General features: G+C 41.2%; 17 protein-coding genes. 8 read left to right on the top strand and 9 right to left on the bottom strand.

What is annotated here, in order from left to right; translation table 11 throughout:
* Nucleotides 1-70: 70 nt before the first annotated feature.
* Nucleotides 71-1,321 (top strand): zinc dependent phospholipase C family protein, encoded by a 1,251-nt coding sequence (locus A3860_RS21930; RefSeq protein ID WP_081149925.1) that lies wholly within the window; start codon nucleotides 71-73, stop codon nucleotides 1,319-1,321.
* Between the two features lie 52 nt (nucleotides 1,322-1,373).
* The gene (locus A3860_RS21925) at nucleotides 1,374-2,720 is read left to right on the top strand and encodes a tetratricopeptide repeat protein (protein ID WP_081149922.1); all 1,347 of its coding nucleotides are present in this window, start codon (nucleotides 1,374-1,376) and stop codon (nucleotides 2,718-2,720) included.
* 76 nt (nucleotides 2,721-2,796) lie between these two features.
* On the opposite strand, the gene A3860_RS21920 is transcribed toward A3860_RS21925, so the two are convergent.
* Genes A3860_RS21920 through A3860_RS21910 form a run of 3 tightly spaced genes read right to left on the bottom strand, consistent with a single transcriptional unit; the run spans nucleotide 2,797 to nucleotide 4,778 of the window.
* On the bottom strand, nucleotides 2,797-3,411 hold the full coding sequence (locus A3860_RS21920) for a hypothetical protein (RefSeq protein ID WP_081149920.1): 615 nt from the start codon (nucleotides 3,409-3,411) through the stop codon (nucleotides 2,797-2,799).
* Entirely contained in the window at nucleotides 3,408-3,938 is a 531-nt protein-coding gene (locus A3860_RS21915) for an RNA polymerase sigma factor (RefSeq protein WP_143774215.1), read from the bottom strand. The genes A3860_RS21920 and A3860_RS21915 overlap by 4 nt, the downstream gene beginning before the upstream one ends.
* A gap of 24 nt (nucleotides 3,939-3,962) precedes the next feature.
* The gene (locus tag A3860_RS21910; RefSeq protein WP_081149914.1) at nucleotides 3,963-4,778 is read right to left on the bottom strand and encodes a hypothetical protein; all 816 of its coding nucleotides are present in this window, start codon (nucleotides 4,776-4,778) and stop codon (nucleotides 3,963-3,965) included.
* A 173-nt stretch (nucleotides 4,779-4,951) separates the two neighbouring features.
* On the opposite strand from A3860_RS21910, the gene A3860_RS21905 reads away from it, so the two are divergent.
* The 3 genes from A3860_RS21905 (at nucleotide 4,952) to A3860_RS21895 (ending at nucleotide 8,185) form a co-directional block, all read left to right on the top strand.
* Nucleotides 4,952-5,410 (top strand): lipocalin-like domain-containing protein, encoded by a 459-nt coding sequence (locus tag A3860_RS21905; RefSeq protein ID WP_081149912.1) that lies wholly within the window; start codon nucleotides 4,952-4,954, stop codon nucleotides 5,408-5,410.
* A gap of 1,352 nt (nucleotides 5,411-6,762) precedes the next feature.
* The gene (locus A3860_RS21900) at nucleotides 6,763-7,179 is read left to right on the top strand and encodes a very short patch repair endonuclease (protein WP_081149909.1); all 417 of its coding nucleotides are present in this window, start codon (nucleotides 6,763-6,765) and stop codon (nucleotides 7,177-7,179) included.
* A gap of 4 nt (nucleotides 7,180-7,183) precedes the next feature.
* The gene (locus tag A3860_RS21895) at nucleotides 7,184-8,185 is read left to right on the top strand and encodes an HNH endonuclease (protein WP_081149907.1); all 1,002 of its coding nucleotides are present in this window, start codon (nucleotides 7,184-7,186) and stop codon (nucleotides 8,183-8,185) included.
* Here A3860_RS21895 and A3860_RS21890 read toward each other — a convergent pair.
* The 6 genes from A3860_RS21890 to A3860_RS21865 all read right to left on the bottom strand — a co-directional run bounded on the left by A3860_RS21890 (nucleotide 8,163) and on the right by A3860_RS21865 (nucleotide 18,798).
* On the bottom strand, nucleotides 8,163-10,223 hold the full coding sequence (locus tag A3860_RS21890) for an AIPR family protein (RefSeq protein ID WP_081149904.1): 2,061 nt from the start codon (nucleotides 10,221-10,223) through the stop codon (nucleotides 8,163-8,165). The two genes, A3860_RS21895 and A3860_RS21890, sit on opposite strands and share 23 nt — an antisense overlap.
* A 6-nt stretch (nucleotides 10,224-10,229) precedes the next feature.
* Entirely contained in the window at nucleotides 10,230-13,397 is a 3,168-nt protein-coding gene (locus tag A3860_RS21885) for a Z1 domain-containing protein (protein ID WP_081149902.1), read from the bottom strand.
* Nucleotides 13,394-13,921 (bottom strand): hypothetical protein, encoded by a 528-nt coding sequence (locus A3860_RS21880; protein WP_081149899.1) that lies wholly within the window; start codon nucleotides 13,919-13,921, stop codon nucleotides 13,394-13,396. Before A3860_RS21880 ends, A3860_RS21885 begins: the two co-directional genes overlap by 4 nt.
* A gap of 11 nt (nucleotides 13,922-13,932) precedes the next feature.
* On the bottom strand, nucleotides 13,933-15,426 hold the full coding sequence (locus A3860_RS21875) for an ATP-binding protein (protein ID WP_081149897.1): 1,494 nt from the start codon (nucleotides 15,424-15,426) through the stop codon (nucleotides 13,933-13,935).
* On the bottom strand, nucleotides 15,416-16,960 hold the full coding sequence (locus tag A3860_RS21870) for a DNA cytosine methyltransferase (RefSeq protein ID WP_216823487.1): 1,545 nt from the start codon (nucleotides 16,958-16,960) through the stop codon (nucleotides 15,416-15,418). The genes A3860_RS21875 and A3860_RS21870 overlap by 11 nt, the downstream gene beginning before the upstream one ends.
* A 659-nt stretch (nucleotides 16,961-17,619) precedes the next feature.
* Nucleotides 17,620-18,798 carry a site-specific integrase gene (locus A3860_RS21865; protein ID WP_245843587.1) on the bottom strand — a complete coding sequence of 393 codons (1,179 nt, stop codon included), beginning with the start codon at nucleotides 18,796-18,798 and terminating at the stop codon, nucleotides 17,620-17,622.
* A 671-nt stretch (nucleotides 18,799-19,469) separates the two neighbouring features.
* Between A3860_RS21865 and A3860_RS21860 the strand changes: the two genes are divergently transcribed.
* The 3 genes from A3860_RS21860 (at nucleotide 19,470) to A3860_RS21850 (ending at nucleotide 22,699) form a co-directional block, all read left to right on the top strand.
* Entirely contained in the window at nucleotides 19,470-21,443 is a 1,974-nt protein-coding gene (locus tag A3860_RS21860) for a DUF4365 domain-containing protein (protein WP_081149894.1), read from the top strand.
* Nucleotides 21,444-21,717: 274 nt separating this feature from the next.
* Nucleotides 21,718-22,362 carry a hypothetical protein gene (locus A3860_RS21855; RefSeq protein ID WP_081149892.1) on the top strand — a complete coding sequence of 215 codons (645 nt, stop codon included), beginning with the start codon at nucleotides 21,718-21,720 and terminating at the stop codon, nucleotides 22,360-22,362.
* Nucleotides 22,363-22,423: 61 nt separating this feature from the next.
* Nucleotides 22,424-22,699 (top strand): hypothetical protein, encoded by a 276-nt coding sequence (locus A3860_RS21850; protein ID WP_081149889.1) that lies wholly within the window; start codon nucleotides 22,424-22,426, stop codon nucleotides 22,697-22,699.
* Nucleotides 22,700-22,714: the final 15 nt, after the last annotated feature.

The raw sequence follows: 22,714 nt of genomic DNA, 5'->3' as shown, positions 1-22,714 counted from the left end.
GGCGGATTTCCGGCCAGCCGGTTTGACCTACCCCGGAACAGTTATTGCAGGGTATACATAAATAATAGTTTTGAGCAGCTATTTTATTAAACGGCTTGCTTTAAGTGCCCTGCTTTTAATGTATGCTTCGTTGGTTTGCAGGGCTTACTCAGTTTTAACCCATCAGGCCCTTATTGATGTTAACTGGGATAAGGTGCTGCTTCCTTTGTTGAAAGAAAAATTCCCGGGAAGTTCAAATGAAGCGTTGAAAGAAGCCCATGCCTATGTTTATGGCGGCGCTGTGGTGCCCGATATGGGCTATTATCCCTTCGGCAGTAAATTATTTACCAATTTAATTCATTACGTACGCAGTGGTGATTTTGTAAAAGCTGTATTGAACGATGCGAAAAACCTGAATGAATATGCATTTGCCCTCGGGGTATTATGCCATTATTATGCAGATGTGTATGGTCATCGTATTGGCATAAATGTAAGTGTGCCTGTGATATACCCAAAGCTTAAACGAAAATTTGGCGATACAGTTACATTTGAAGAAGATCACGTGTCGCATTTACGTACTGAGTTTTCGTTTGATGTATTACAAACCGCCCGGGGTAATTATGCTTCTACGGCTTATCACGATTTTATAGGGTTTAAAGTGGCAGACACATTGTTGCAGAAAGCATTTGGGGAAACATACGGGTTAGATGCCAATGAATTGTTTGGCAATTTTTCAAAGGCAGTGGGCCGGTTCAGGTTTACGGTCATGAATCTTTTTCCTTTCTTCACCAGAGCCGCGTGGGCTACCAAAAAAGAAGAAATTCAAAAAATGCAGGCAACGGTCACCAGCCGCAATTTTATTTACCGCATGCATCAAAAAAATAACCGGTATAAATTTGGTAGAAATGAACGGCCTGGGTTTTTTGCCCGGGCATTTGCCCTGTTCATTTATGTTATTCCCAAAGTGGGGGCGTTAAAAGTGTTGAAGTTTAAAGACCCCGGGCCGGTTGCTGAAAAGAATTTCATTGCCAGCTTTGATACGGTTTCCATGCATTACGCCGGAAATGTGATCGCACTACACAAACACGTTGTTCCCCTGAATAATGTAGATTTTGATACGGGCATCCGAACAAGTGAAGGCGAATATTCGTTGGCTGATATAACCTATTGTGATTTGTTGCTGCAATTAAAGGCGAAGAATTTTGAAACGGTTGATCCGGCGCTCAGGAATAATATTATTTCATTTTACACAGTTCCTCAAAAGGCCGGTCCATCGAAAAAGCGGGCAAAGGCAATGGATGCGTTGGCGCAACTAAAAATAGCAGACCAATCAACCCAATAAATACCCATTACCCTGAGTTCGATAATTACGCAGGCTTGATTATTTTTAGGCCATGAGTGATTTATCCCAACTGAAAGAACTTGCCAATAATTATGACGTGGAATCAATGGATATTCTCGTTGAAAGCCTTACTCCGCTTCAACGGGAAGAAAACAGGCAGGAGATCGTTGATGCCTATTATCAGGTTTACTCCTATGGCATGCACGACCTTGACTGTAGTAAGGTAGACGGCCCGCTGGACTTTACCTTTTTCCTGCTCAGTATCATTGATTCCATAGAACGTTTCTTCCCCGATCAAATATACTACTCAGAGCGTGCCTGTTGTTACGAGTACCTGTCAGACTATGCAGAGGCTCAGGAAGACAAACTGCATTACAAACAGCAGGCCTTCCATATTTACTACACTGCTCCGGTAACTACCGATAATCAAATATCGATGGTAAGGGTGGTGATCGATAAAATGGAGATCACCGGACAATACACCACAGAAGCGTTCACTGAAGTGTTGTCATTTTTCAGACCGGTGCTCAACGATGCCACCAAAATAGGAGGGTTGATCCATCAATACTTCAGGGTACGATTCCTCCCGTTTGAACAAAACCTTTATTGGTATGAGCGCCTGTTGCGTGAGTTTGAAGGCGCCATGCATGAACACGCGGAAAAGGACCTGCTCGTTTACCTCGATTGGGCAGAGACATATCATTACATTCTCTATCACGATTCTCCTGAAATTGGTTCCGAATACAAGGCTACCATGGTGGCACAAACAGCCATGCTGCTGAAGCCGCTTGAAGGTTATTACACGGAAGATGCAGATCTGCTGAACCGCTTGGGGAAAGCATTTGCTGATACTGCCAAAAGATCAACAGACATTGAGTTGCGTCTGGACTATTACAAAACTGCCGTTGACTTTTTCACGAAAGGTCATGAGTTGGCCTCAGCCGCCTGGACCTTTCCCGTATACGCCACCAATGCCCTGCTTGACATGGCACAGATCTATCATCAGCAGGGTGCATACGAAAAACTGATCAATGCATTTGAACAGGGGCTACAGCTTTTTTCACAGGTATATAAGCACGAAGAAGATCTTTCACTGAATCTTTATTGGGGCGATTTCCTTGTTGCCTATACAGGATTGGCCTATGATTATAAGTCGCCTTCCATCAACCGCCGTGCCGAAGAAAAACTGCAATTGGCCATAAAGCTGGGTGACAGGTATTATTCACGACCTTACTTTACGCTGGCAAGGCTTGCAATAAAAACAGGCGACAAAGAAAAGTGTGTTACCCTGTTGCTGCAATGCAGAGAGGACATCCGTTCACGAGGGTATGTTGCTTATGACCTGGGTGAAGCGTTGGGTGATGAGGATTTCAGGGAGGTGTGGGGGCGGTTGGGATGATTAGCGGTGAAGCTTACGGCTTTTTTGTATCCAGGTTTTTTTATTGGACGGGAAAAACTGCTTTCCTTACAAGGTGTCAGTTTTTATTATTACCCGTATCCTTATTCACCGGCACTATTTTATAATCATCCAACGTGATGCCTTTTACACCCCGTTGCTTATGGGGAGGGGGAACCGAAGCCGAAGAATCAGGAATTAACCGTTGGTGTTGTTGTACAGAATCAATTTTAGGAACACTAACGGGAGGTAAGTTGGCTAATGTATCTTTTTTGACAGATGCACTATCTGCTTTTAAGGGAACAGCAGTTGGAGCCGGTAACGAATATCTATGCGTTGCTTTTTTCGAAGTTACCGAATCTATTTGCAGACTATCCATTTTTGGCTGAACGGGTGATGGCTGGTTTTTCGGCTGCTGCGGATAATTCTCCGGTTTACTTTTTTCGCTTTTATAATTCAACCATATCAAAACAATTGCCGTTAATACAATACCGCTTCCTGCAAAAAGCCAAAGCTTTCTCCATTGGGTAAATTTAACGGTTGTATTGCCCGGCTGACTGCTATTATTTGCATCACCCGGCGCCTCGTTTAGTCCGGCATCAATAGTTGCCCAGATGGCATCAGCCATATCGGGCACCGTGCATTGCCCGGCCTTTTCTGCAATCAATTGTTCATATGATGTACGCTCATTCAATTTTTACCTGATAGTTTCTGTTGTAAAGTTTTTCTTGCTTCGCTTAAATGCCATTTGCTGGTTCCTTCACTGATGCCAAGTTGTTGTGCGATTTCTTTGTGACCATAACCTTCAATGGCAAATAAGGTAAATACAGCATGAGTAGCCGGCGGCAGTTGTTTAATCAGGCGCATGATTTGGTCGGCATCGGTTTTTTCGATAATGCTGTTAGGAATACCCGGATCGTTCACTTCATCCAGCTCTTCGCTGCAGAACCGGCTACGCTGCTTTATATGGTCAAGCGCTTCGTTTATAACAATGCGTTTGAGCCATGAGTGAAGACTTCCTTTATTGGCATCAAATGAAGTGATGCTTTTAAACAATTTAATAAAAGCATGACTGAGAATATCTGCAGCATCCTGCTCATCTCTGGAATAACGCATAGCAATACTCATGGCAAAAGGATACATTTGCCTGAACAAATGTTCCTGCGCCTTTCTGTTGCCTGTGGTGCAATCAGCGATTATGCTATGTAGGTCCTGCTCCAGTTTTCTTTCTATCGATTTACAATCTTACCATTTTGTATCATTCACCTTTCTGGCAAATAGTGCGGTGGTAATGATTGTTGTTATAAAACGGTCTTTTTGTTCCAGTTCATTGTACATCCAAACACTTTTATCAATAAGATCAATAATCGCCATAACGCCATCGGCAGTGCTCAGTTCATAGCCGCTCAGCATTTTAATGGGAAATCTTCCCTGTTTACCGTTTGCTCCTTCCATATTTCGGACCGAAACGGATTTTATAAATATGGTATCTTTACCGTTGGTGGCAGTACCATTGTCATTCGACGGTACATACTTGAACAAGCTTTTTACAGAATCTATTTGCCAGTCATATGCGTTACTCATAACCAGTTGCCAGTTGCCGGTGCTATCGGCGCCCCTGGTTTTTATTTGTGCCGAAAAAATATATTCATGTTGCTCAGTCTGTGTCAGGCCGTTCCAAATACTATTACTGTTCATTCCATGGTAGCCGATGCTTCGGGACAGTTCCTTTTCCTCACCAGAAATGTCAGCCGTATTTTTTTGATCAGTTATAGTATACCTGAATTTTGTTTTATCCTTTGACACATGTTCCTGCTTTTGCACCCCTGCCGGCGCCAGCAACAAATTTTCGAGGAAAAAACCATTAGTGCCCGAAGACATAATATGTAATCCTCTTTTAATTCTTGAGGTTGAATAATCACCTACTACCATTTTATTTTTCCGGGCGCCCTGCACACGCCAGTTTGTTGCCTGCTTTTTAAAGGTATCGGGTATCGACAACTTCATGGCTGTACAGGAAGTAAATATCAGAGAAATGATCAGGCTTGTTATACTTTTCATATATAGGTTAGTGTTTAATTTCCGGGTTCTGCTGCAATACCCCCACATGCAATGCAAAGGTTGGGTAATGGGGTAAAAAAATAATTTTTTCTTTTACCCAACCTCTGCGTGGCACATGCAGGTATTACTCCCGAAGCGCTTCAAATGAATTAGTAAATATTAAACATTATTATATGAATACCATAATCAGACAGATTCAGGCAATATTTTTATTTACCGCAATTGCAGGGGCGTTTACCGCCTGTAAGAAGGAATCAAGCGATAGCAATGAATGCAAAACCGATATGCAACATATTGCAGGCACTTATAAATTAACGGCAGTAAAATATAAAGCAAACAGTACAGCTACGGAGATAGATTATCTGCCATACTTAGACGACTGTGAAAAAGATAATATAATAGAATTGCACACCAATGGCACTTATAATTATAACGACGTTGGTGTAACCTGCTCCCCCAACGAAAGCAGTAACGGCACCTGGAATGTAAAAGACAATGTACTAACCACCAGCGAAGCGGGTATTATCGACAACGGCGTTGTTTCGGCCTTTGATTGTAAGCAGTTGGTGTTTTATCATGATGATTTAATAACGAAGGGGGACAGGATGGTGTTTACGATGACGAAGGAGTGATCTCTTTGAAAAGATACCCTCGTATTGAAAACAGTCTGGAAATATGCCAGGCTGTTTTCAGCATTTGTTTCCAGTTTTTTGGGGTAAGTTGCTCAGGATACCGCATCCCTAAGCAACTATATAACATTCCTCGCTAACGTTGGAGCATAGGCGGCTAACTTGTGTGCATTCCACCGCATATTTGACACAAGGCTAAGAACAATGGAACATTCCTGGTCAACTTTAGTTAATAAGTTTGGAACATACGAGCATAAGTTGTAGACTATTGCACCAAAGTTGCAAAGAGACAACTCAACCTTTGTTACGGATGATATATCCTTGAGAAAGGAATACAATGTTTGAGTTAGGGATAATCTATAATGACAACGGGATAACTCATAGTGAGCGCGGATAATTGCATTACAGAAAGATAGAAATAGTGTGAGTGGCTTATGAGAAGATAGGGAAACCAATTTTCTTAAAATCTCCCAACTTTTTCACTTGATCCCTAATAATTCTTTTTCCCTGTCCTTTTCCAATGTTCAAAGCCGTTTTATCGCCTGCAAAAGAACTACTTTATCCTAAATCCCCCAATTCTTCAATTGGATCCCAAACCCCCAACAATTTGATCCGTGAAATCCCATATAATCCGGAAGGGGAATTGTAAACACCCAAAATGCAAAATGGACCACCATTGCTGATGATCCTTTTTTTGCGGACCGGACGGGATATGTGCGGCCGTTATATCTTCATGAAAATCAGCTATTTAATTTTTTGGTCGATTTAATGAGCGAGGGAGGCTAATTCTTACCTGGGTTTATTCAGGTAGACTATTACTTTACAAAAGTAATAGTCTAATTTACTCTTATGAATCAAGTTTTCCAATGCTGAAACGCAGTCGCTTCTATACTTGTTAAATTCGCCTATAAGAAAACTTCATAACTTCAATAATATTTTTCGTTTTTTGAACCTTATTTGGAGAATGCCTGAATTCTGAAATCTATTTACCCATTCAGTATCCGGTAGAAAATATAACCCACTCCATCAAGCACAAACATAACACCGGTTGTTTCCCGGCTTCCAAAATGACAGCAACTATTTGACATTAAGCTTGCCTTCAATATTTTCATATTCTAGCATTAGTTTCTTTTTCTTCACATCGGTTATGTTACTATTTTGACAAATTGGAAATCAGTAGTTGGCTTCGAATAGGAGTTCTGTAACATGCTTCCGATATAACTACCTCACTCACAAACGACTTGTTAAATTTCGCCATTCTAATATTCAGTCTTTATCCTTATGTGAGACTTACTCATTTTATTGATTGCAAAATTACAAAAGCAAAAATAAACAACATTGAGTACTTTTGTTATATGGCAGATGTTCATTCAAAGGAAATACGAAGTTTCAATATGAGCCGGATCAAAGGCACTAACACGAAGCCCGAAATGATTCTGCGAAAATTTCTGTTTGCAAACGGGTTCAGATACCGGTTACATGTTAAAAGCCTGCCAGGTAGACCTGATGTTGTTTTAAGTAAATATAAAACGGTGTTATTTGTACATGGATGTTTCTGGCATGGACACGACGGCTGTAAATACTTCAAAATTCCATCAACACGAAAGGATTGGTGGATAGATAAGATCAACAGAACTAAACTTCTTGACGAACAAAATAAAGAAAAACTTATTGCGGCTGGCTGGAAAGTGTTTGAAATCTGGGAATGTGACTTAAAAGATAAGACAGTAAAAGAACTTCAAAAGTTAATATCCATACTAAAAAAACAATAGTCAGATGCCTGAAAAAACAAGCCCGGCAAATTTGTGGATTCTTAAATCAAAAGGAGAAAATAGCGCATTTGGAGGAAACACCGGATATGCAGATAAAGTAGATGCTGTATATGTTTATGATACAAACGTGAAAAATCACGACAAGGTTAAAGTAAATGATTATGTGGTGATTGTAAACAAAAAATACATCCTGGGCTTTGCGAAAATAAATTCTGTAATGGAACGAAAAAACGTTCCAAAGGTCAGATATCGCTGTCCTGAGTGCAACACTCAGGAACATTATAAAAGAGTCGGGATAACACCAACGTACAAATGCCGGAATAAACACGAATTTGATAATCCAATTGAACAAAATATTCTGGTGAACGAATATACAGCTCATTATAACAGCTCTTTTATTCCAGCTCCACCCAAAACAGATGTTAAAATTCTCAGAGCTTACTTTATACGATGGAACCTCTATTATTCTATTCAGCCTGCAGAAGTCACATTTCTCAATGACAACTTTCGGCCGATATATAACAGGCTTAAAAATAAGACCACTGCCATAGCTCCAAAGCCAGCTTTCGAAATACCTGTATTGCACCCTTACGAACCAGATAGCGCAGACACACGCACTTACAAACTGAGAAAGACTCCATCAAGGCAGGGTCAGCAACGATTTAAGGAGCAGCTACTTGGCATTTATGGGGATACATGTATGTTAACAGGATGTAACATAAAAGAAACTATTGAAGCCAGTCATATTTGCTTCTACAGAGGAAAAAAAGACCATCATCCGGCCAATGGATTATTATTGAGAAAAGACATTCACAGCCTGTTTGATGCCAATTTATTCGGTATTCATCCGGAGACCATGAAAGTTCATCTGCATTCCTCTCTACGGAACTCTTATTATGAAAAGCTCGAAGGAAAGAGCATTAAGTTGAGAAACAAAAAATTCAATCCATCCACAAAAGCCTTAATAAAGCGATGGAAAGAGTTTAAAAGTAAATCGGATCTTTGACTTTCCGGTTATAAATAGCCAGAATTTCTCTGGCGCCTGAAATAAGCTGACTACTCATTGCTTTCTCCTTTCTGATAGAGCTAATTACATTCTTAATAACTCCTATTTGCAATGGACTGAATTTGCCTTTGTTTTTTCCAAATTCTTCAATCAATTCCCAGTTCTCTAAAGGAATCGATACCATTCTGTTCTCTAGATCTGCATCATCCTCTTTTTCCGAAGCCGTCTGATTCAGATCCTTTGAAACAGATTTAAAATCAATGCCCCACCTTTTTGGGCTGATGCTTTTTAATAGCTGCCAGCATTCGTCTCGTTTAGCCCATTCCCCCATTAGAGAATACGAAGCAGGTTTCTTCTCTTGAAAAAAGATATTTACATGCTTTAAAACATCCAGCAGTAAGGTGCTTAATTCAGGAGATAGGCGCTGAGCTGTCCATATTTTTCCAAGGTTAATATCTTTAGGTAAATGACAATTCAACCAGGAGATGGCATATGGAATTGCTATGTAACGCAAATCACCTAAAGCGTATGGTTTTTTCCCATAAAGTTTTTCAGCTTCATTAAAAAAAAGAGCCATTGCAACAGTTTCTCTGAAATAAATGCGTGAGGGTTTTTTATTCCCATTCGCCTGAATAAAGTAAAGATAGTTTTTCTGACTGCCCCTCGACACCAAATGAGGCAATTGAAACCAAGCATTCCTATATTTTGCAACTTCCTCTTTCTTGATCACTTGGTGCGCAGGATTTCTCTTTTTAAAATTCTTTTTGCGGGCCCCTGTATGTTCTTTATTCAGTTCCTCTTTGTATTGACCTTTCACGCGTTCATAAAACCAACGCGTTTGCTGAGTACTTCCCTGAACCGGCGGTGCCCAGGTGGTGCGGGAAAACTCTTCAAGAACAACATGAAAAGCTTGATTGGAGGTCAGATCAATTTCGCTTACCTTATTTTGACTATTCGCATATTTTGAAATGCTGGAAACAATTTTCTCCATCTCTTCTTCTTTATGGACCAGCGTGATTTTAATTTGTACATAAACTTTACTAAGATCAGCTCTGTCTTTTTTTCTTGCATAATAAACAGATGAAGTGGTTTGGCCACCATTTACAATCTGGAAACCTGATATTTTCTTAATTAATTCCACTCCATTACCATTGTTAGCTTTGTCAAAACTTATGGCAGTTGCTGTGGCCGAAATACCATTATTGTAAGCCATGAACATTTCAGGTTTTTCCAATATGGTTTTCCTGATTTCCTTATTTACTTTCCCTACATTTTGCAAATACACGCGCACATTCTGTTCAAGCAATCGCGTTCCATATTCATCATAAAGATCAGCTAAAAGACTGGCCGGAATAATGGAAACATAAGTACTGTAACTCTCTGTTTTTTGCGTAAGAGGCAAATATTTAATCTGGTAGTTGAATTGCTTGTGAACATCTATTTCAATTATTTCCCGTTTTCTCTGTGAAGACCACAACTGATTAATCCGTTCCACATCCCACACATCAAAAAGAACAGTGAGGTCGCCCTCCTTGGTCTTAGGTCTTGAAAGCTTTGATTTTACAACACCATCAGTTAGCAAGATAATTCTCACCCTTAACAACTGGCTGCGGTACTCATTAAAGTTTTGCAGAAACTCTGTTTCCGGTGCCGACTCCTCCAGCTCTTCTGTTTTTCCTTTTATTGCGTAACCAAGGTATTTGAGTGCCAGATTAAAATTACTTTCCACCTTGCTTTTGTCAAGTGTGTATACTTCTCCAGAACCATTGAAATCTGTAATAAACAGATCCAGTGTTTCATAATTATCCCATATGCTGTATGCGTTTATTTGTCGTAACCGGTTTCCTGCCTTGTTTCTGTGAACTGCAGTACAAATCTGCCCGTTTGAAGTTTCGTTTGTATCTGAAAGGTAATCCAGCACCAGCTCTGTAAAGGCAACCTCCCTGAACCCCGCATCCTTTTTTGATTGCAGCAGATTTGATACCTCTGCATTTAAAAACGCTGAAAAATTGCTTAACTCTGATGGTAATTGCTTCATAACAGCTTATATTTCATCTTCCGTTTCAGGGTTCTCCTCAGCATCTTCCGGATAGCTGAACAACTCCTGCATAAACACGTCATTTACTTTGTAAGGAAGTTTGGTATCTCCTTCAATTTGAGGCAGGCCGATCGCATAACCTGTGGCTGGTAAATCCTTATCACCGTTAAACCCTGTTGGATCCAGCAGGTATATTATAAGAAGCGCGTTTTGACTTCCCCTGTACTTTCTTACATATTTACCGCCAGGATTTTTAGGAGTTGCCCTTGATCGGCTGTTTTGTATGGTTTCATCTTTGGCTTTCAGATAGCGCTCATCCGATTCTTCCATATCCAGATATTCATGCGGAGGACTGATGATATGTGATTGGCGGATGATATAATTCACAGGATCTACTGTTTCAACACCATTTTTCTTATGTATTGCCTCCTGACGTTTTGTTAACCCTACCTCTAACATGCTTTCAGCGGTAGCTAATTCATATGAATTTTGGGGAGATGAATTACTGATTAGTACAATTGTCCAATTTATAAGATTTCCTTTTCTCACTTGGTTGGCAATATAACTACGGATAAAATCCGGACGGATATTGGATTGTTTTGTGAGATAGTGTTCAAGAAAAGCATCAACCGGTTTAAATGGAATATTCTCCCAGATATAAGATTGGCCCTGCCGCACTTTACCGGATAGCGCCGGCAGAGATGTTACCAGTTCTTTTATGACACTCAGATTTTTCCTTAACGTATCCCGGTCTTTACTGATTATATAAGTTTCCAGCAGTTCGCCTGAATAACTCAGATTCAGATCGGTGGCCCCTTTAATTTTGGCAGCAGCTGAGATCATCAGCATGCCTGGCGCCGAACGTACTTTAAATCCGAAGTTTCGGGGTATTCTGTCTGCCAGATTCATAATATCAAACTGTTCCTTAAGTTCATCAGTGGCATTGCCAATGTACTGATACCAAGTGATAAGTTCTTCGGTGGTAAATAAACGGCATACATCTGCATAACCAGATCGGTAGCCAAACCAACGCCCCATTTGAAGCAGTGTGTCATAAAATTTGGTAGCCCTTAAAAAATAGCTTACAGAGAGACCTTCAAGTGTTAAACCCCTCGAAAGTTTATTACCACCGACTGCAATCACCGATAAACCATTGTCATATTCATGATAATTCAGCGGCGTGGTGTTATCGTAAGGCAACCCTCTTTGAGCCCCGTGAACAGCGCGAACTTCAATTTTTTCAGCCGCCTGGCACAGGAAAGGCAGTATCTCGTCCCAGTCATGATCTATTAAACGTGGATCATCGTACCCCAGGCGTTCAGCCACCACATGAGTACGTCCTTTATATTCTTTTTCCCAAACCTCTTTTAATGTCTTAGCAACTGCTCCGCCCTGATCATAACGGATACTATCCTTAACGGCGGATAACCAAGTATTGATCAGAAGAGCCACCCGGTTAATCCATATTACATACCAAGACACATGAACCAGCATTGAGTTATGCTCTTTTTCACGTCCGCGTGCTATCCGTACAGCACAAACAATAATGAAACAATAAACAGCATATTCAAGGCTTGGGGGTAGTGCTGCCGGCAGATCATCATCTTTCCGGTGTGTCTGGGGAATATAAGGTTCAAAATCATCAATTTCATTTACAAGTGGTAAACTCTCTTCTTCAGCTTCCGGCCAGGTCTCCGTGTCAAACACCTTCGTATAACCAATATAATTGGAAGGTGGGGGAATATTTATAATAAAGTCACGCGGAAACAGCTCATCGCCCAACCGGAACTTTTTACCATCAATAATTATATCTTTTCCCTCCGTATCATTTGGGTCTGACATAAATATATTTGCAAAAGGCGTGGCGGTATAACCAATAAAAGCACTTTGCTCAAAAAGTCCCAGCGTGGAGCGAATATATCCGTTAATTCGTGAAACAAAATCCTTGTCCACATTTATAGAAGCGTAATCAGCCTCGTCATCAATAATCAAAAGCGGAATGTTTTTAATGATCTGATACTCCCCGTCCTTTTCACCCCTTGCATACAGCCAAGTCAGCAAATTTTTTAATACCGAAGCATTTTTCTTAATAACAATGGCGTAATAATCGTTCGTATTCAGTGGCAGGTTTCGAAGTGAGGAAGCACGCAGATCTCCTCCGTCTTTAGTGTGTGTAATCGGATGTACAGGAAAGCTTTTCCTGTGCTTACCCACTCCAATTATTTCACTGTTGCTGCCAGGGGCGGACATAAATCCTGAAAATCCTTCATCCACACGTTGTTGGGTTTGTTGCCTGAGGTTCTCATAAAGACCGCTAAGAATAATAATGATACGGAATCCTGCATCAGCGGCCTTATTTATTAAACCAATATAATTACTGGTTTTACCAGACTGAACATCGCCAACAACCATTCCTCTTTTATCCCACACGCCTGGCTTATTGGGGTCTCCAATCCGGTTCAGGATATCATCAGTCAGATGGTCCAGTTTGGTAATAGTAGAGGCTGCAATTCCCTTATGATCCAGGTATTCCTTATATGCCTTCCAAAAATTCCAAGTAATCTTTGCCCCTCTTCCCTCAACCCACTTCTCATTGGGCTTCTGGTTTTCGAATATCTGATAATTTGGGTTCGATACAAGATTTTTACTCTCCAGTAACACTTGTAAAGCAGGTCTGTTTAATAGCTGTGAGATTATTTGCTTACCCAAAAAAGCTTCTGCCCCTGTAATTGCCGCATTAAGCGCATGGTTAATATCTTCACGCTCAGGGTCTGTTTCATCTTCCAGATAGCTGAGATTTTTTTGAGCATCGTCAGCTATTCTATTTCTGATTTTTTCCCGTCGTCCAAGCAGGCTCAGTTGCAATTCCAGATCTTCTCTGATCTCTGCAGGAGGATTGCCCTCCAAAGCCTCTGCGAGTAATATTTTTGCCTCCTCAAAATTATCCAGGTTTAAGGCAAAATGTACCGCCCCCTGGTACAAAACAGATCTGGAAGGTTCCGAATCGTCAATATCTTTCAGCAATCTGGCAGCTGCCTTTTCATAGTTTAAAGCGCGCTGAATGTATTTCCAGTAACTGTATTGTTCACTTCGGCGGCCGGCAAAAAATGCCATCTCCGCAAAATCCATGGCCTCCTCATGCCAAGTATTTATTTTATGAATGTTATCGCTCATCGGGCTCCTGTTAAACTTTTAGGATTACTGAATTCCACTATAACCGCATAGGCCGGCAGGTTGGTACTGTCTGAACGGGTCGTTTGCTCAAGCTTGCTCTTAAGCCGCTGCCTCAGTTCGGCATCAGTACCCCTAAAATCACCACTCACTTCCAATCTTAATGTATCTTTAAAAGGATAACTTTCTTTTTGATCTCCCACCCAATAATCAAATCCGGTTCCTTTCCATGATCTCTTCACTTTCCATCCTTTCTGATCGTGAATGAGAGCCACAGCAATACCCATTGCACCAAACTGAGCCGCTTCGTCTATATCAGCAAAGCTGTTAATACTTAATTCATCTGTTTTTAATCGTGATAACTGGTAAGATTCCTGAATGGCACCCACCACAGCAAAATTTACCCGCGATGGATGTAAATGATGATGCAGGCAAACTGATGCTGCCTCTGCCATAAAACCACCATTCCGTACGGATAATCCCGTACTTTGTCCATCTTCCAGAATTTTTAAATTCATTTTTTTCATGTGGCACATTATTACTTGCTCAGGCTTTCTATCAGGTGAGGATAGTTACTGAACGGATCAATAAAATACAGTTCTTCCAGCGCTTTCGAACGGGTATGCTTATCCTGCAGCAACTGTTTATAAGTTGCCTTCATCAATTCCGCCACTTCACTGTCATTGGAAGGAGTCCCCGATTCTGCTGGTTTATCCGCATGCTGACTTTCACTTAGCACAATTGCCGGAACAGGCAAGGTTATCTCCAGTAGTTTCAACAGTTTCTCCAGGTCGCTTTTCTTCGTACCCATTTTTTCTGCCATAGATCGTACCAGAGGATGATTTCTGTTCACCCTGTAATACTCCCGCCCATTCTCTTCAACTGTCATCCAAGCAAATTCAAAGTGGGAGCGACCCGCTTTCCGCTGCTTTTGTTTGCCACGGTGCTTATATACATCAATAGCGCTTTTCGTTATTTCAAGCGCATAACGTTTCAGATCATCCTGGAACATTTTTGGGGGTATGGCTCTTGATTTACGAATGTCCAGTTGCCAGGCAAAATCCAGTTCTGCATCAATATCGATCATTATCCTTGCCAGACGGGTGAATTCCTGCTTTTTTAAAAGGCCAAGCCAGTCACCTGCGAGCAGCATACGATCCTTTCTGTAGATATAAAATCCCTGACTGGCATTCCAGCCTTCAGTTCCTGCTGCAGCGTTCCACACTTCAGCAGTGGTTTTAGAAGGATGAGGAAGAACATAACCGGTGATACAGATCTTCCCCTGCATAAACGTTTCTGTAGGAAATGACTGTGTGGCTCTTTCTTTTCTTAAAAATGGATCCCAGGCAGAAACCGGCTGTTCATTAATAAATAATTTTATTTTACCCGATTCCAGAAAGCGGTGAAAAACCATTGATAAATGATGTTCAATTTCCCGAACAGCTTCGAGAAACTTACGTTGTGTAATCAGATGACCATTCTGGTCATAAATGATTCTGTCCAGATTCTCCCAAACAACAAGCGTCCCTTTAGATTTATTTTTCAGAAGGTCTTTGAGTTCGGGCATTGAAATATATTCAATGATCTCCCAGATGTTATAGTGTTCCACATAATCCAGATGCCAAGCTCTCAAATGCACCTTTGGGTTACCCGCATTCTTTGAAATTATAGACAACACCCGGCACTGTGAAAAAGAGGCGGTTTTTAATCCCAGACCAAACCTGCCCAGATCTTCGCTCTTCCGGTCGCCCAGCGGATTATGAGTGCCTGGCCGTAGCGCCTCCACCAGCTCTTCTTCGCTCATACCTTTTCCGTCATCCAGAATGGTTATATAAGTATCTTCTTTTTTCCAAAAAAAGTTAATATGTACATATTTGCACTCTGCAGATATACTGTTATCCACAATATCAGCCAATGCACTGGCAAGGTTGTAGCCAATAGCCCTGAACGTTTCAATCAACGAAGCAGGCCTTGGCTCCACTGTTTCTTTCCTAAATTTCTTCAGATAGCGAAAATTGCTTTTATCTGACATCTAAAGGAGTATTAAGCATATTTTTGATTGTAGCCGCAAGTTGTTCGGCCATTAATGGAGGCACCGCGTTCCCAATTTGCCGGAATGCAGCATTCATAGCACCGGCAAACTGAAACCCGTCAGGAAAAGATTGCAGTCTGGCAGCCTCCCTAACGGAAATGGTGCGGGCCTGGTTACTGTCATAATGGATATGAGAATAGCTATCCTTACCAAGGTGCGCCATTAATGTACGGGCCGGTTTGTCCGCTTCCATTTTCCGCCATTTATTCGGAAACTTTTTATCGTCATAGGGTGGCACTGTTTGCTTCAGCAATAATTTGTACTCCTTTGAATTTTCTGAAAACTTACGTTTCTGTTCTTTTTCAAGCTTTTTCAGTTTCCGTTTAAATGACTTTACTGCTATGGCCAAAGCCTGGGGATACTGATCACCAGCCTTCATTTTTTTGAATACAGGATAGTCTCTTGGCAGAATACGGATTACATTTCCACATATAAAGCCGTTAGTTTCATAACCCGGCCATTTTCTCATAAGGGTCTGATAAGCATTCTGCGCAGTTTCCTGAGAATATGAAATCTGCTCATCCATTTTTCTAATACCGTTCTTCAAACCATTTTTCAAATGGGCCGTTATCACCGGTAGATCAGACAAGGCAACGGCAGCCGATACAGCAGGTAAAAGATCAGAAGTTGCTTCAGGCATTGGCATGTAATACCGGTGCTGATTGTCTTTATCAATATGTTTCAGGGCTACGCTTCTTGAACCGTGATACCCTCTGGGAAGATCAATGAAATGTGTTGGTAATGGAAATTCAATTTCATCACGAATGCTGGAATGTACGGCTATGAGAAACATTCTTTCCCGCATCTGAGGGAGACCATAATACACTGTATTTAATAACGTATAACGACAGGTATAGCCGTATTCTGTCAGATCATCACAAACCAGATCAGCAATATTAACCCCTCCATAATTCAGCATATCGGGCACATTCTCCATTAATATGGCCAGCGGCTGCAAGGTTTTCACATATTTCAGATACCGTTTATACAACTGGCTTCTTGGATCGTTCAGAAACGCATCTGCATCACTAAATACTGCACGAAGTTTGGCCCTTCCAATTCTGGTAAAAGCCTGGCAGGGAGGCCCGCCAATAATAATATCCACCTGGTCTCCTGGTTCGCCTTTCAGTCCCAGGTCCTTAAACAAACCTGCGGGGGTGGTTTTGGTAATGTCCCGGGCCTTTGCATACTGCTTAAACAACGGATGATCCTTATGGAAATTAAGCGCATGAGAAGTTGCCGCCTCCTGATCCATTTCCACTGCTGCTATATTCTCATACCCCTGCTTACTGAATCCGAGCGACAGTCCACCACATCCTGAGAACAAATCCAGAAGTCTTAAATTCTCACCATTTCTGAAGCGCTCTATCTTTCGTTCAATAATCCCTGTCGGGTCAATATCATTAAAATCATCTGACAACGCTTCGGCTACGGTGCAGGCATCCACATGCTTTAAATTACTTTTCATCATCATGTCTCAACCAAACAATTATTAAAATCAGATCTTTCAGGTAATATAAATATATCGCATCCCAATAAAGTAGACAATTCAATAGCTAACTGTGACTATTCATATTCTTAATAATTTAGGTGAATTTCCAAGGTAAGTGAAGTTACATTATGTGATGATAATTGTTAGTTTTTAGGGAGTTAAAAATATTTTCTAAAGTAAATTATAAATTTTTAAGATAAACATCAAAATTTAAGATTGTTTCGTTTCAACTGCAATCAACTTTAGGTAAAACTACGGTTATTTGTTCCCTTGATATAGAGCCTGATTTCAATTGTTGCTAAACAATAATTAAATATATTACACTCCATCCCATGTAAAACCATGCAAACAAGCTCATAAATTTCTGATATTCAAGTCGACAGCATTTCTACAATATTCCAATCATAAACAGATAAATTTTCAAGGTCGAAATACGGGAGGTTGATATGAATCAAGTTTTATAGAAGTCTGTTAGAACTTTTTTGCCAAAACTTGAGGTGTTTATTGGAGAACGTTCCTAATATCTTTTCCCTGTTTGAGGAAAAATCGGACAGCAAACTGTCCACTACGGTCTCAAACCCACACCGGTTAATACTGAAGAATTGTATGAGCCGGCTGATTACAATATCCGCTTATGGATGTCATTGGTGCAAAATGATCGGCGGGCCAATATGCGAAGTGATCCAGTCGTACTTGGGTTTTATGACCTCAATACTTTTGTTTCCTTTTTTGTAGGAGAATTTAATGGAGCGGTTCAGTCCAGCTAGTTTGCCGATGGTTTTGATGTGGCGGTTGAATTCGGGATTGGTAAGCGCTGGTATCTTTTCTTTAAACTGCCGGGTGAAGATATGTTTGGCTTCTTCGCGCAGGGGAATGATCACCCAGTGATCGGATTTCTCCTGCTTCTTATACAGCATATCCCGCTGCAGGTCTTCCGGCTTTAAGGTGGAGAAGTCGGAGAAGCGCAAGCCGGTTAAGCAGGCCAACACAAACAGATCCCGGTATTCGATCAGGTGAGGATGGGCGGATAGGTCAGCCTGGTAAATAGTGGCTATTTCCTGGTGGCTTAAATAAATGGCATCACATTCTTCTTCGGGTATTTTAAAATCGGTGAGGTCAATGGGCGCAATGATCTTTCTTTTCACCCGGTCTTTAAGAAAGCCGCGCAGGTGCTTGATGGTTTTACCAATGGTGTTCTGCTTTAAGCCCGTTAATACCTCCTGGCGACGCATATGCACATGCTCGAAGGTGAGGTAGTCAATAAAGTCGTGATAGAAATTAAAATCAAAGCTGGCGAAGGTGATCTTTTCCTGCCGGTATTTTTCAAATGCCTGTAAATGGGCTTTTACGTTACCGTATACCGTCAGCGTGGCTTTGCTTACCTTTCTTTCCTTCGTCTTGATGTATTCATCAAACTGGCAATAAATATCCTGCTTCGCTTCTTTCTTTGCCGTTTCCTGTTTGGCGACGATAGTGATCCGTTCTTCCAGGGCTTGTAAATCGAGGGTGGGAGTAAAAGCCTTTTTTACAAATGTCCCTTTATCAGTGATCTGTTTTCTGGTAGCTTCGGCAACCAGGTCTTCCACCAATCGCTTTTGACGGAGTAGTTCATCGTTTAATTTTAAGGCATCGCCAAACTGCGGTGGTAGTTGTGGGGAGATCCGTAATTGCTTCCGTTGCCAGTATTCCGGCGGTATAGCAATTCCTGTGCTTAATAATGTGCGCTTTGTTCTGCTGTAGCAATATTGCAGAAATATCGGCGCAGTTCCATCTTTCTTAACTCTTTTGCTGCGGCAAATCGCTCTGATAGGTAACAACATAATTTGGTCGATTCATTGGTCGATTCAACAATGTGTCTACCTGAATTAAAGGTCGGAAGAATAAAAATCGCCCGCTGTTATGAATACCTGAAAATCAACCGGCTAAAAGTAAAATGGAGTAAAATCAAAAAAGGTTCATCATTGCTGATGAACCTTCTTCGCGGACCGGACGGGACTTATCCCTAACGGTTACAATTATTTGAAAATGAAACGCATGTGCTTTGCTGTTTAAAATCTTACGCGACGAATCCTGCTTTTTTCAAAAAACTTACACATCCATACGTATCCGGACATGTCATTACAAATATAGCCAAATTGGCAATAACATAGTTTTCCCCGCTAGTATTTCTTCTACTGAAATATGTGAATATTATCGGATATCCATAATCAAATACCACACGAAGTCCCGCCTGCACTATTGGAAACACACAAAGAATTGATTCTAGTCAAAACGACAGCAAAAATAACCGGCACCTCTTCCTAGTAGCCCGACCGAACTTCCTAGGAAAGGAAAAGCATATCTGAATGAGAGTAAGACTATTGGTAGGTTAGGTATGCCTCTCGTTAGCCCTATTATAGATATAAGGTTTTACCGGGCAGCCTGGGGTAACAGCCGGAGGGGGAAATCTCCAACTTTGTAAAGGCGCGAGGTATTCATAAATTTACAATCTATGGCGTTTTCCGATTATCCCCAAGTCGACGATGCATCCGAACGGGCTGACGAAAGCAGTACTTCCCTAATGGCGCTCTTTAGTCAGGCTAACGGCTTTATTTGCCGCCCATTGCCGCGGGACACAGGTGTCGACTTTATGGTTGAGTTGGTTACCGAGCGACAGAAGGCCAGAGGTTGGCATTTTGGGGTTCAGTTAAAAAGCGTCAGTGAGATCGAGACCGTCAACCAAGGACAGATGATTTCCTACAGCTTCAAGACATCCAGATTACATTATCTTGGGGTAAACGTGCCAAACCTGGGCATGGTTGTTATTTATGACTACAAAACGAAACAAAGTTACTACGAGCTGGCCTCTTTGATCACTAAGCATCTTTTCGACGAGCGAGGAAACTCGGATTGGGAGCAACAGGATACCGTGAACATCCATGTCCCAACTAACAATAAATTGGATTCCGAGTCCATACCTACCTTGCATGCCTGGTTGGTGAGCGTATTCAATAATGCGGTCCGCATGAACGACTCTTATGGCGGGCTGTATGGGCTCCCTCGGACGTCAATGCGGTATTCGCCCGATGATTTTGACCTTAATAGTCCGCAAGGGATAATTTCATATTTGGAGAAGAATGGCACGGATCTCTTGATCAACTATCAGCTCGGAGAGGTTTCGAGGCTGATTGCAAGGTTGACGGACCAGGATATTAGTGAGCATACAAGTATTCTATGCTTGGCTGCGACGGCACGTTCCCAGGCCGGCAGGTTTAATGAATCCCATGTCCTTTGCCGAAAAGCATTGCGGAGATCCGATCTAACAGAGGATCAACGGATTCAGATCTTGTATGAGGACATAAAAAATCGGTTTAAGCTCGGCAAAGTATCACTCGAAGATTCCATTACAGAAATGGCTGCTCTGAAGGAAAGGCCGCTAAGCACTCAAAGCAGGCTGACCATTGCGGTTAATCAGCTTCAGGCCCAATTGGCGAACGGGACGTTCGTGGATGCGGTGACTGAGAAATACCGGCAGCAGATTTTTGCCCTCTTTGATCAAATAGAGGCGTCGAACCTTCCAGGTTCGATAAAGTTCCTGTTGAATCTTTGGAATGCCGACAACTACTCACTTTTCATCAATCTCACCTTTACGGTTAACGCGAGAGCAGCACATCTAGGGACATTCAACGATTGGGTACAGGCGATGCAAAGGATAATGGCTTTAGACAAGGAGTTGTTGAATTTCCTCGAAACGATTGCTAAGCGAGTAGAAGGCCAGAGTTGCAAATTGGTACGGGCCTATACATTGCAGATCCATGTCAAACACATGGTGACTCGGGAGATTGGCTCTTCGTTCCTGCGACCGGAGCGCAATAATTTTGAAGGTTTTCAGAAGAACCTCCAGGCGAATATCAACCTGGCGCTCAATGCGGTTAACTATTTCAATGAGGAGGGCGTGAAGTATGAAGCCTACGTTGCCCTACGCAACGCATTGGAGTTGCTGGAGATTGGTAGATTCAAACTCGGTAAAGCCCTTAACCATGACATCGACGGCTTATATGAATTGTTGAAGACATGGGAAGATGAGATGTTGTTGGACCCTGTTGATCTGCAGGTGCCAGGCATTTTTGAGCGAGCCGGGCTGAAAGCGACAAAAGAAGGCGAGGTGATCGCTGATTTTACCGACGAGCAGAACCAAATCCTCTCAAGACTTCTAAGTCGTAAAGATGGCATGTCGACGAACCAGCTCGGGTACTTGATCGGGGAGATTAATAGCTACCAGGAGGTATTCAAGCGGTGCCCACCGGATGAAATTGGCGTCCGCTCGATATATCAACCTGTGCCAGACGTGCCACGATACGACCATCCTGTCCGGTACGTTCTTATCAAGAAGTCCTTCAACTTCGAGAGTTCTCCGAGCTACGATATTTTTGTGCCTCTAAAGGATTGGGGGTACTGGATTGAAGAATATAATAATAGTGCCTAACACCGAATTGCCAAAGCGTGGTTTGACAATGCTTATTTATTTTGCATTCGTACTGTAATTTCCGGCCTCCGGAAATTGCCCGAAACGTTGTTACCAAGCTTAAAATGAGATTCCCAAATAATTTTTCGGAATTATCGGTTAATTGACACAACCGATTTTGCGACCTCTTGTGCGCATCCATCCGATTTAAAAAATTGTCCGACGTCAACTAACATTCTTTCAAGTTAGAGCTTTTGGGTCTATGCATTATCTTTTAGGTCTAAAACTCCTAAACATGAATATAGCAGCAATAATCGTAGCTATCATGGCATTAGCAAGTAATCACATTAGATTTATTTTTCGCTTTTCATTAAGCGCGATAACAGGATATTGGCTTTATAAATTACGGCATCCTAATGTTTATCTACTTGACTTTAACGAATACAATAAAAATCAAATTGAAGAATGGGTTTCAAGTGGACGTGCAATAGAATCAATAATAATGCTGGGGGCTTGTTATTTCCTTTTTTATAAAGTACTCATGTTTTTATTGTTTAATACAGTCGATAGACCTTTGTCGAATATATTAAAAAGGTTTTTTTCAAAATTTAGCCTAAGTGATTTACGAATAATTGAAACCGTCATTATAAAATACATAAGAGGTACAGCAAGGAAGGCTATTAAAATTGGGTTTATAAAATCCCAAAAAAGTAATAAACCATTTACTACTCAACAACTTCATGAAAAACTATACTCAGATTTTTGTACATGCTTGCATATAATAATATGTTGGCTTATCCTTAGAATATATAACGACTATCCGATTTACATTTTAATATGCATTATTATTTTATATTTTTTAATCAATTTTATTGCATTGTCATTGATTAGAATATTTAAGGAATCCGTAATGAAAGCAACTGAACATGGATCAGCATAACTTGAATGAACGTTTTCTGCTGAAAATGTATAGAGTGCAAATACAACTTTAACTAAAAAACATGACACAGTCTACTAATGACATTTTTCCACCAGTCATGACGAAAGAAGATTTCGTATATTCTCGCATTGGCATGGCTATAACTTCTGCTCAGAGGGTTGAATTCATTGCAAGTCAACTGCTTAACCACCTCGTTGAATTTGATAAAGACCTTTATGGAATAACTACTGTAGAATTTCTTGATAAAGCTGCAAAATCAAAGAGTGGGAAAAAGACTTTAGGAGCAATATTTAATTTACTCAAACTAAATCCAAAATTGACCTTGTGTAATCGGTAATTACAACTACACAGT

The organism is Niastella vici, from assembly GCF_002077945.1.
Lineage (GTDB): Bacteria > Bacteroidota > Bacteroidia > Chitinophagales > Chitinophagaceae > Niastella > Niastella vici.
The sequence above is the reverse complement of the archived record's forward strand: the minus strand, read 5'-3'. Positions and strand labels throughout refer to the sequence as shown.

Coding starts and splice junctions, on each gene's coding strand:
- A3860_RS21925 (WP_081149922.1), top strand. CDS start 1,374: ATGAGTGATTTATCCCAACTGAAAGAACTTGCCAATAATTATGACGTG.
- A3860_RS21910 (WP_081149914.1), bottom strand. CDS start 4,778: ATGAAAAGTATAACAAGCCTGATCATTTCTCTGATATTTACTTCCTGT.
- A3860_RS21905 (WP_081149912.1), top strand. CDS start 4,952: ATGAATACCATAATCAGACAGATTCAGGCAATATTTTTATTTACCGCA.
- A3860_RS21900 (WP_081149909.1), top strand. CDS start 6,763: ATGGCAGATGTTCATTCAAAGGAAATACGAAGTTTCAATATGAGCCGG.
- A3860_RS21895 (WP_081149907.1), top strand. CDS start 7,184: ATGCCTGAAAAAACAAGCCCGGCAAATTTGTGGATTCTTAAATCAAAA.
- A3860_RS21890 (WP_081149904.1), bottom strand. CDS start 10,223: ATGAAGCAATTACCATCAGAGTTAAGCAATTTTTCAGCGTTTTTAAAT.
- A3860_RS21885 (WP_081149902.1), bottom strand. CDS start 13,397: ATGAGCGATAACATTCATAAAATAAATACTTGGCATGAGGAGGCCATG.
- A3860_RS21880 (WP_081149899.1), bottom strand. CDS start 13,921: ATGAAAAAAATGAATTTAAAAATTCTGGAAGATGGACAAAGTACGGGA.
- A3860_RS21875 (WP_081149897.1), bottom strand. CDS start 15,426: ATGTCAGATAAAAGCAATTTTCGCTATCTGAAGAAATTTAGGAAAGAA.
- A3860_RS21870 (WP_216823487.1), bottom strand. CDS start 16,960: ATGATGATGAAAAGTAATTTAAAGCATGTGGATGCCTGCACCGTAGCC.
- A3860_RS21865 (WP_245843587.1), bottom strand. CDS start 18,798: ATGTTGTTACCTATCAGAGCGATTTGCCGCAGCAAAAGAGTTAAGAAA.
- A3860_RS21860 (WP_081149894.1), top strand. CDS start 19,470: ATGGCGTTTTCCGATTATCCCCAAGTCGACGATGCATCCGAACGGGCT.
- A3860_RS21855 (WP_081149892.1), top strand. CDS start 21,718: ATGAATATAGCAGCAATAATCGTAGCTATCATGGCATTAGCAAGTAAT.
- A3860_RS21850 (WP_081149889.1), top strand. CDS start 22,424: ATGACACAGTCTACTAATGACATTTTTCCACCAGTCATGACGAAAGAA.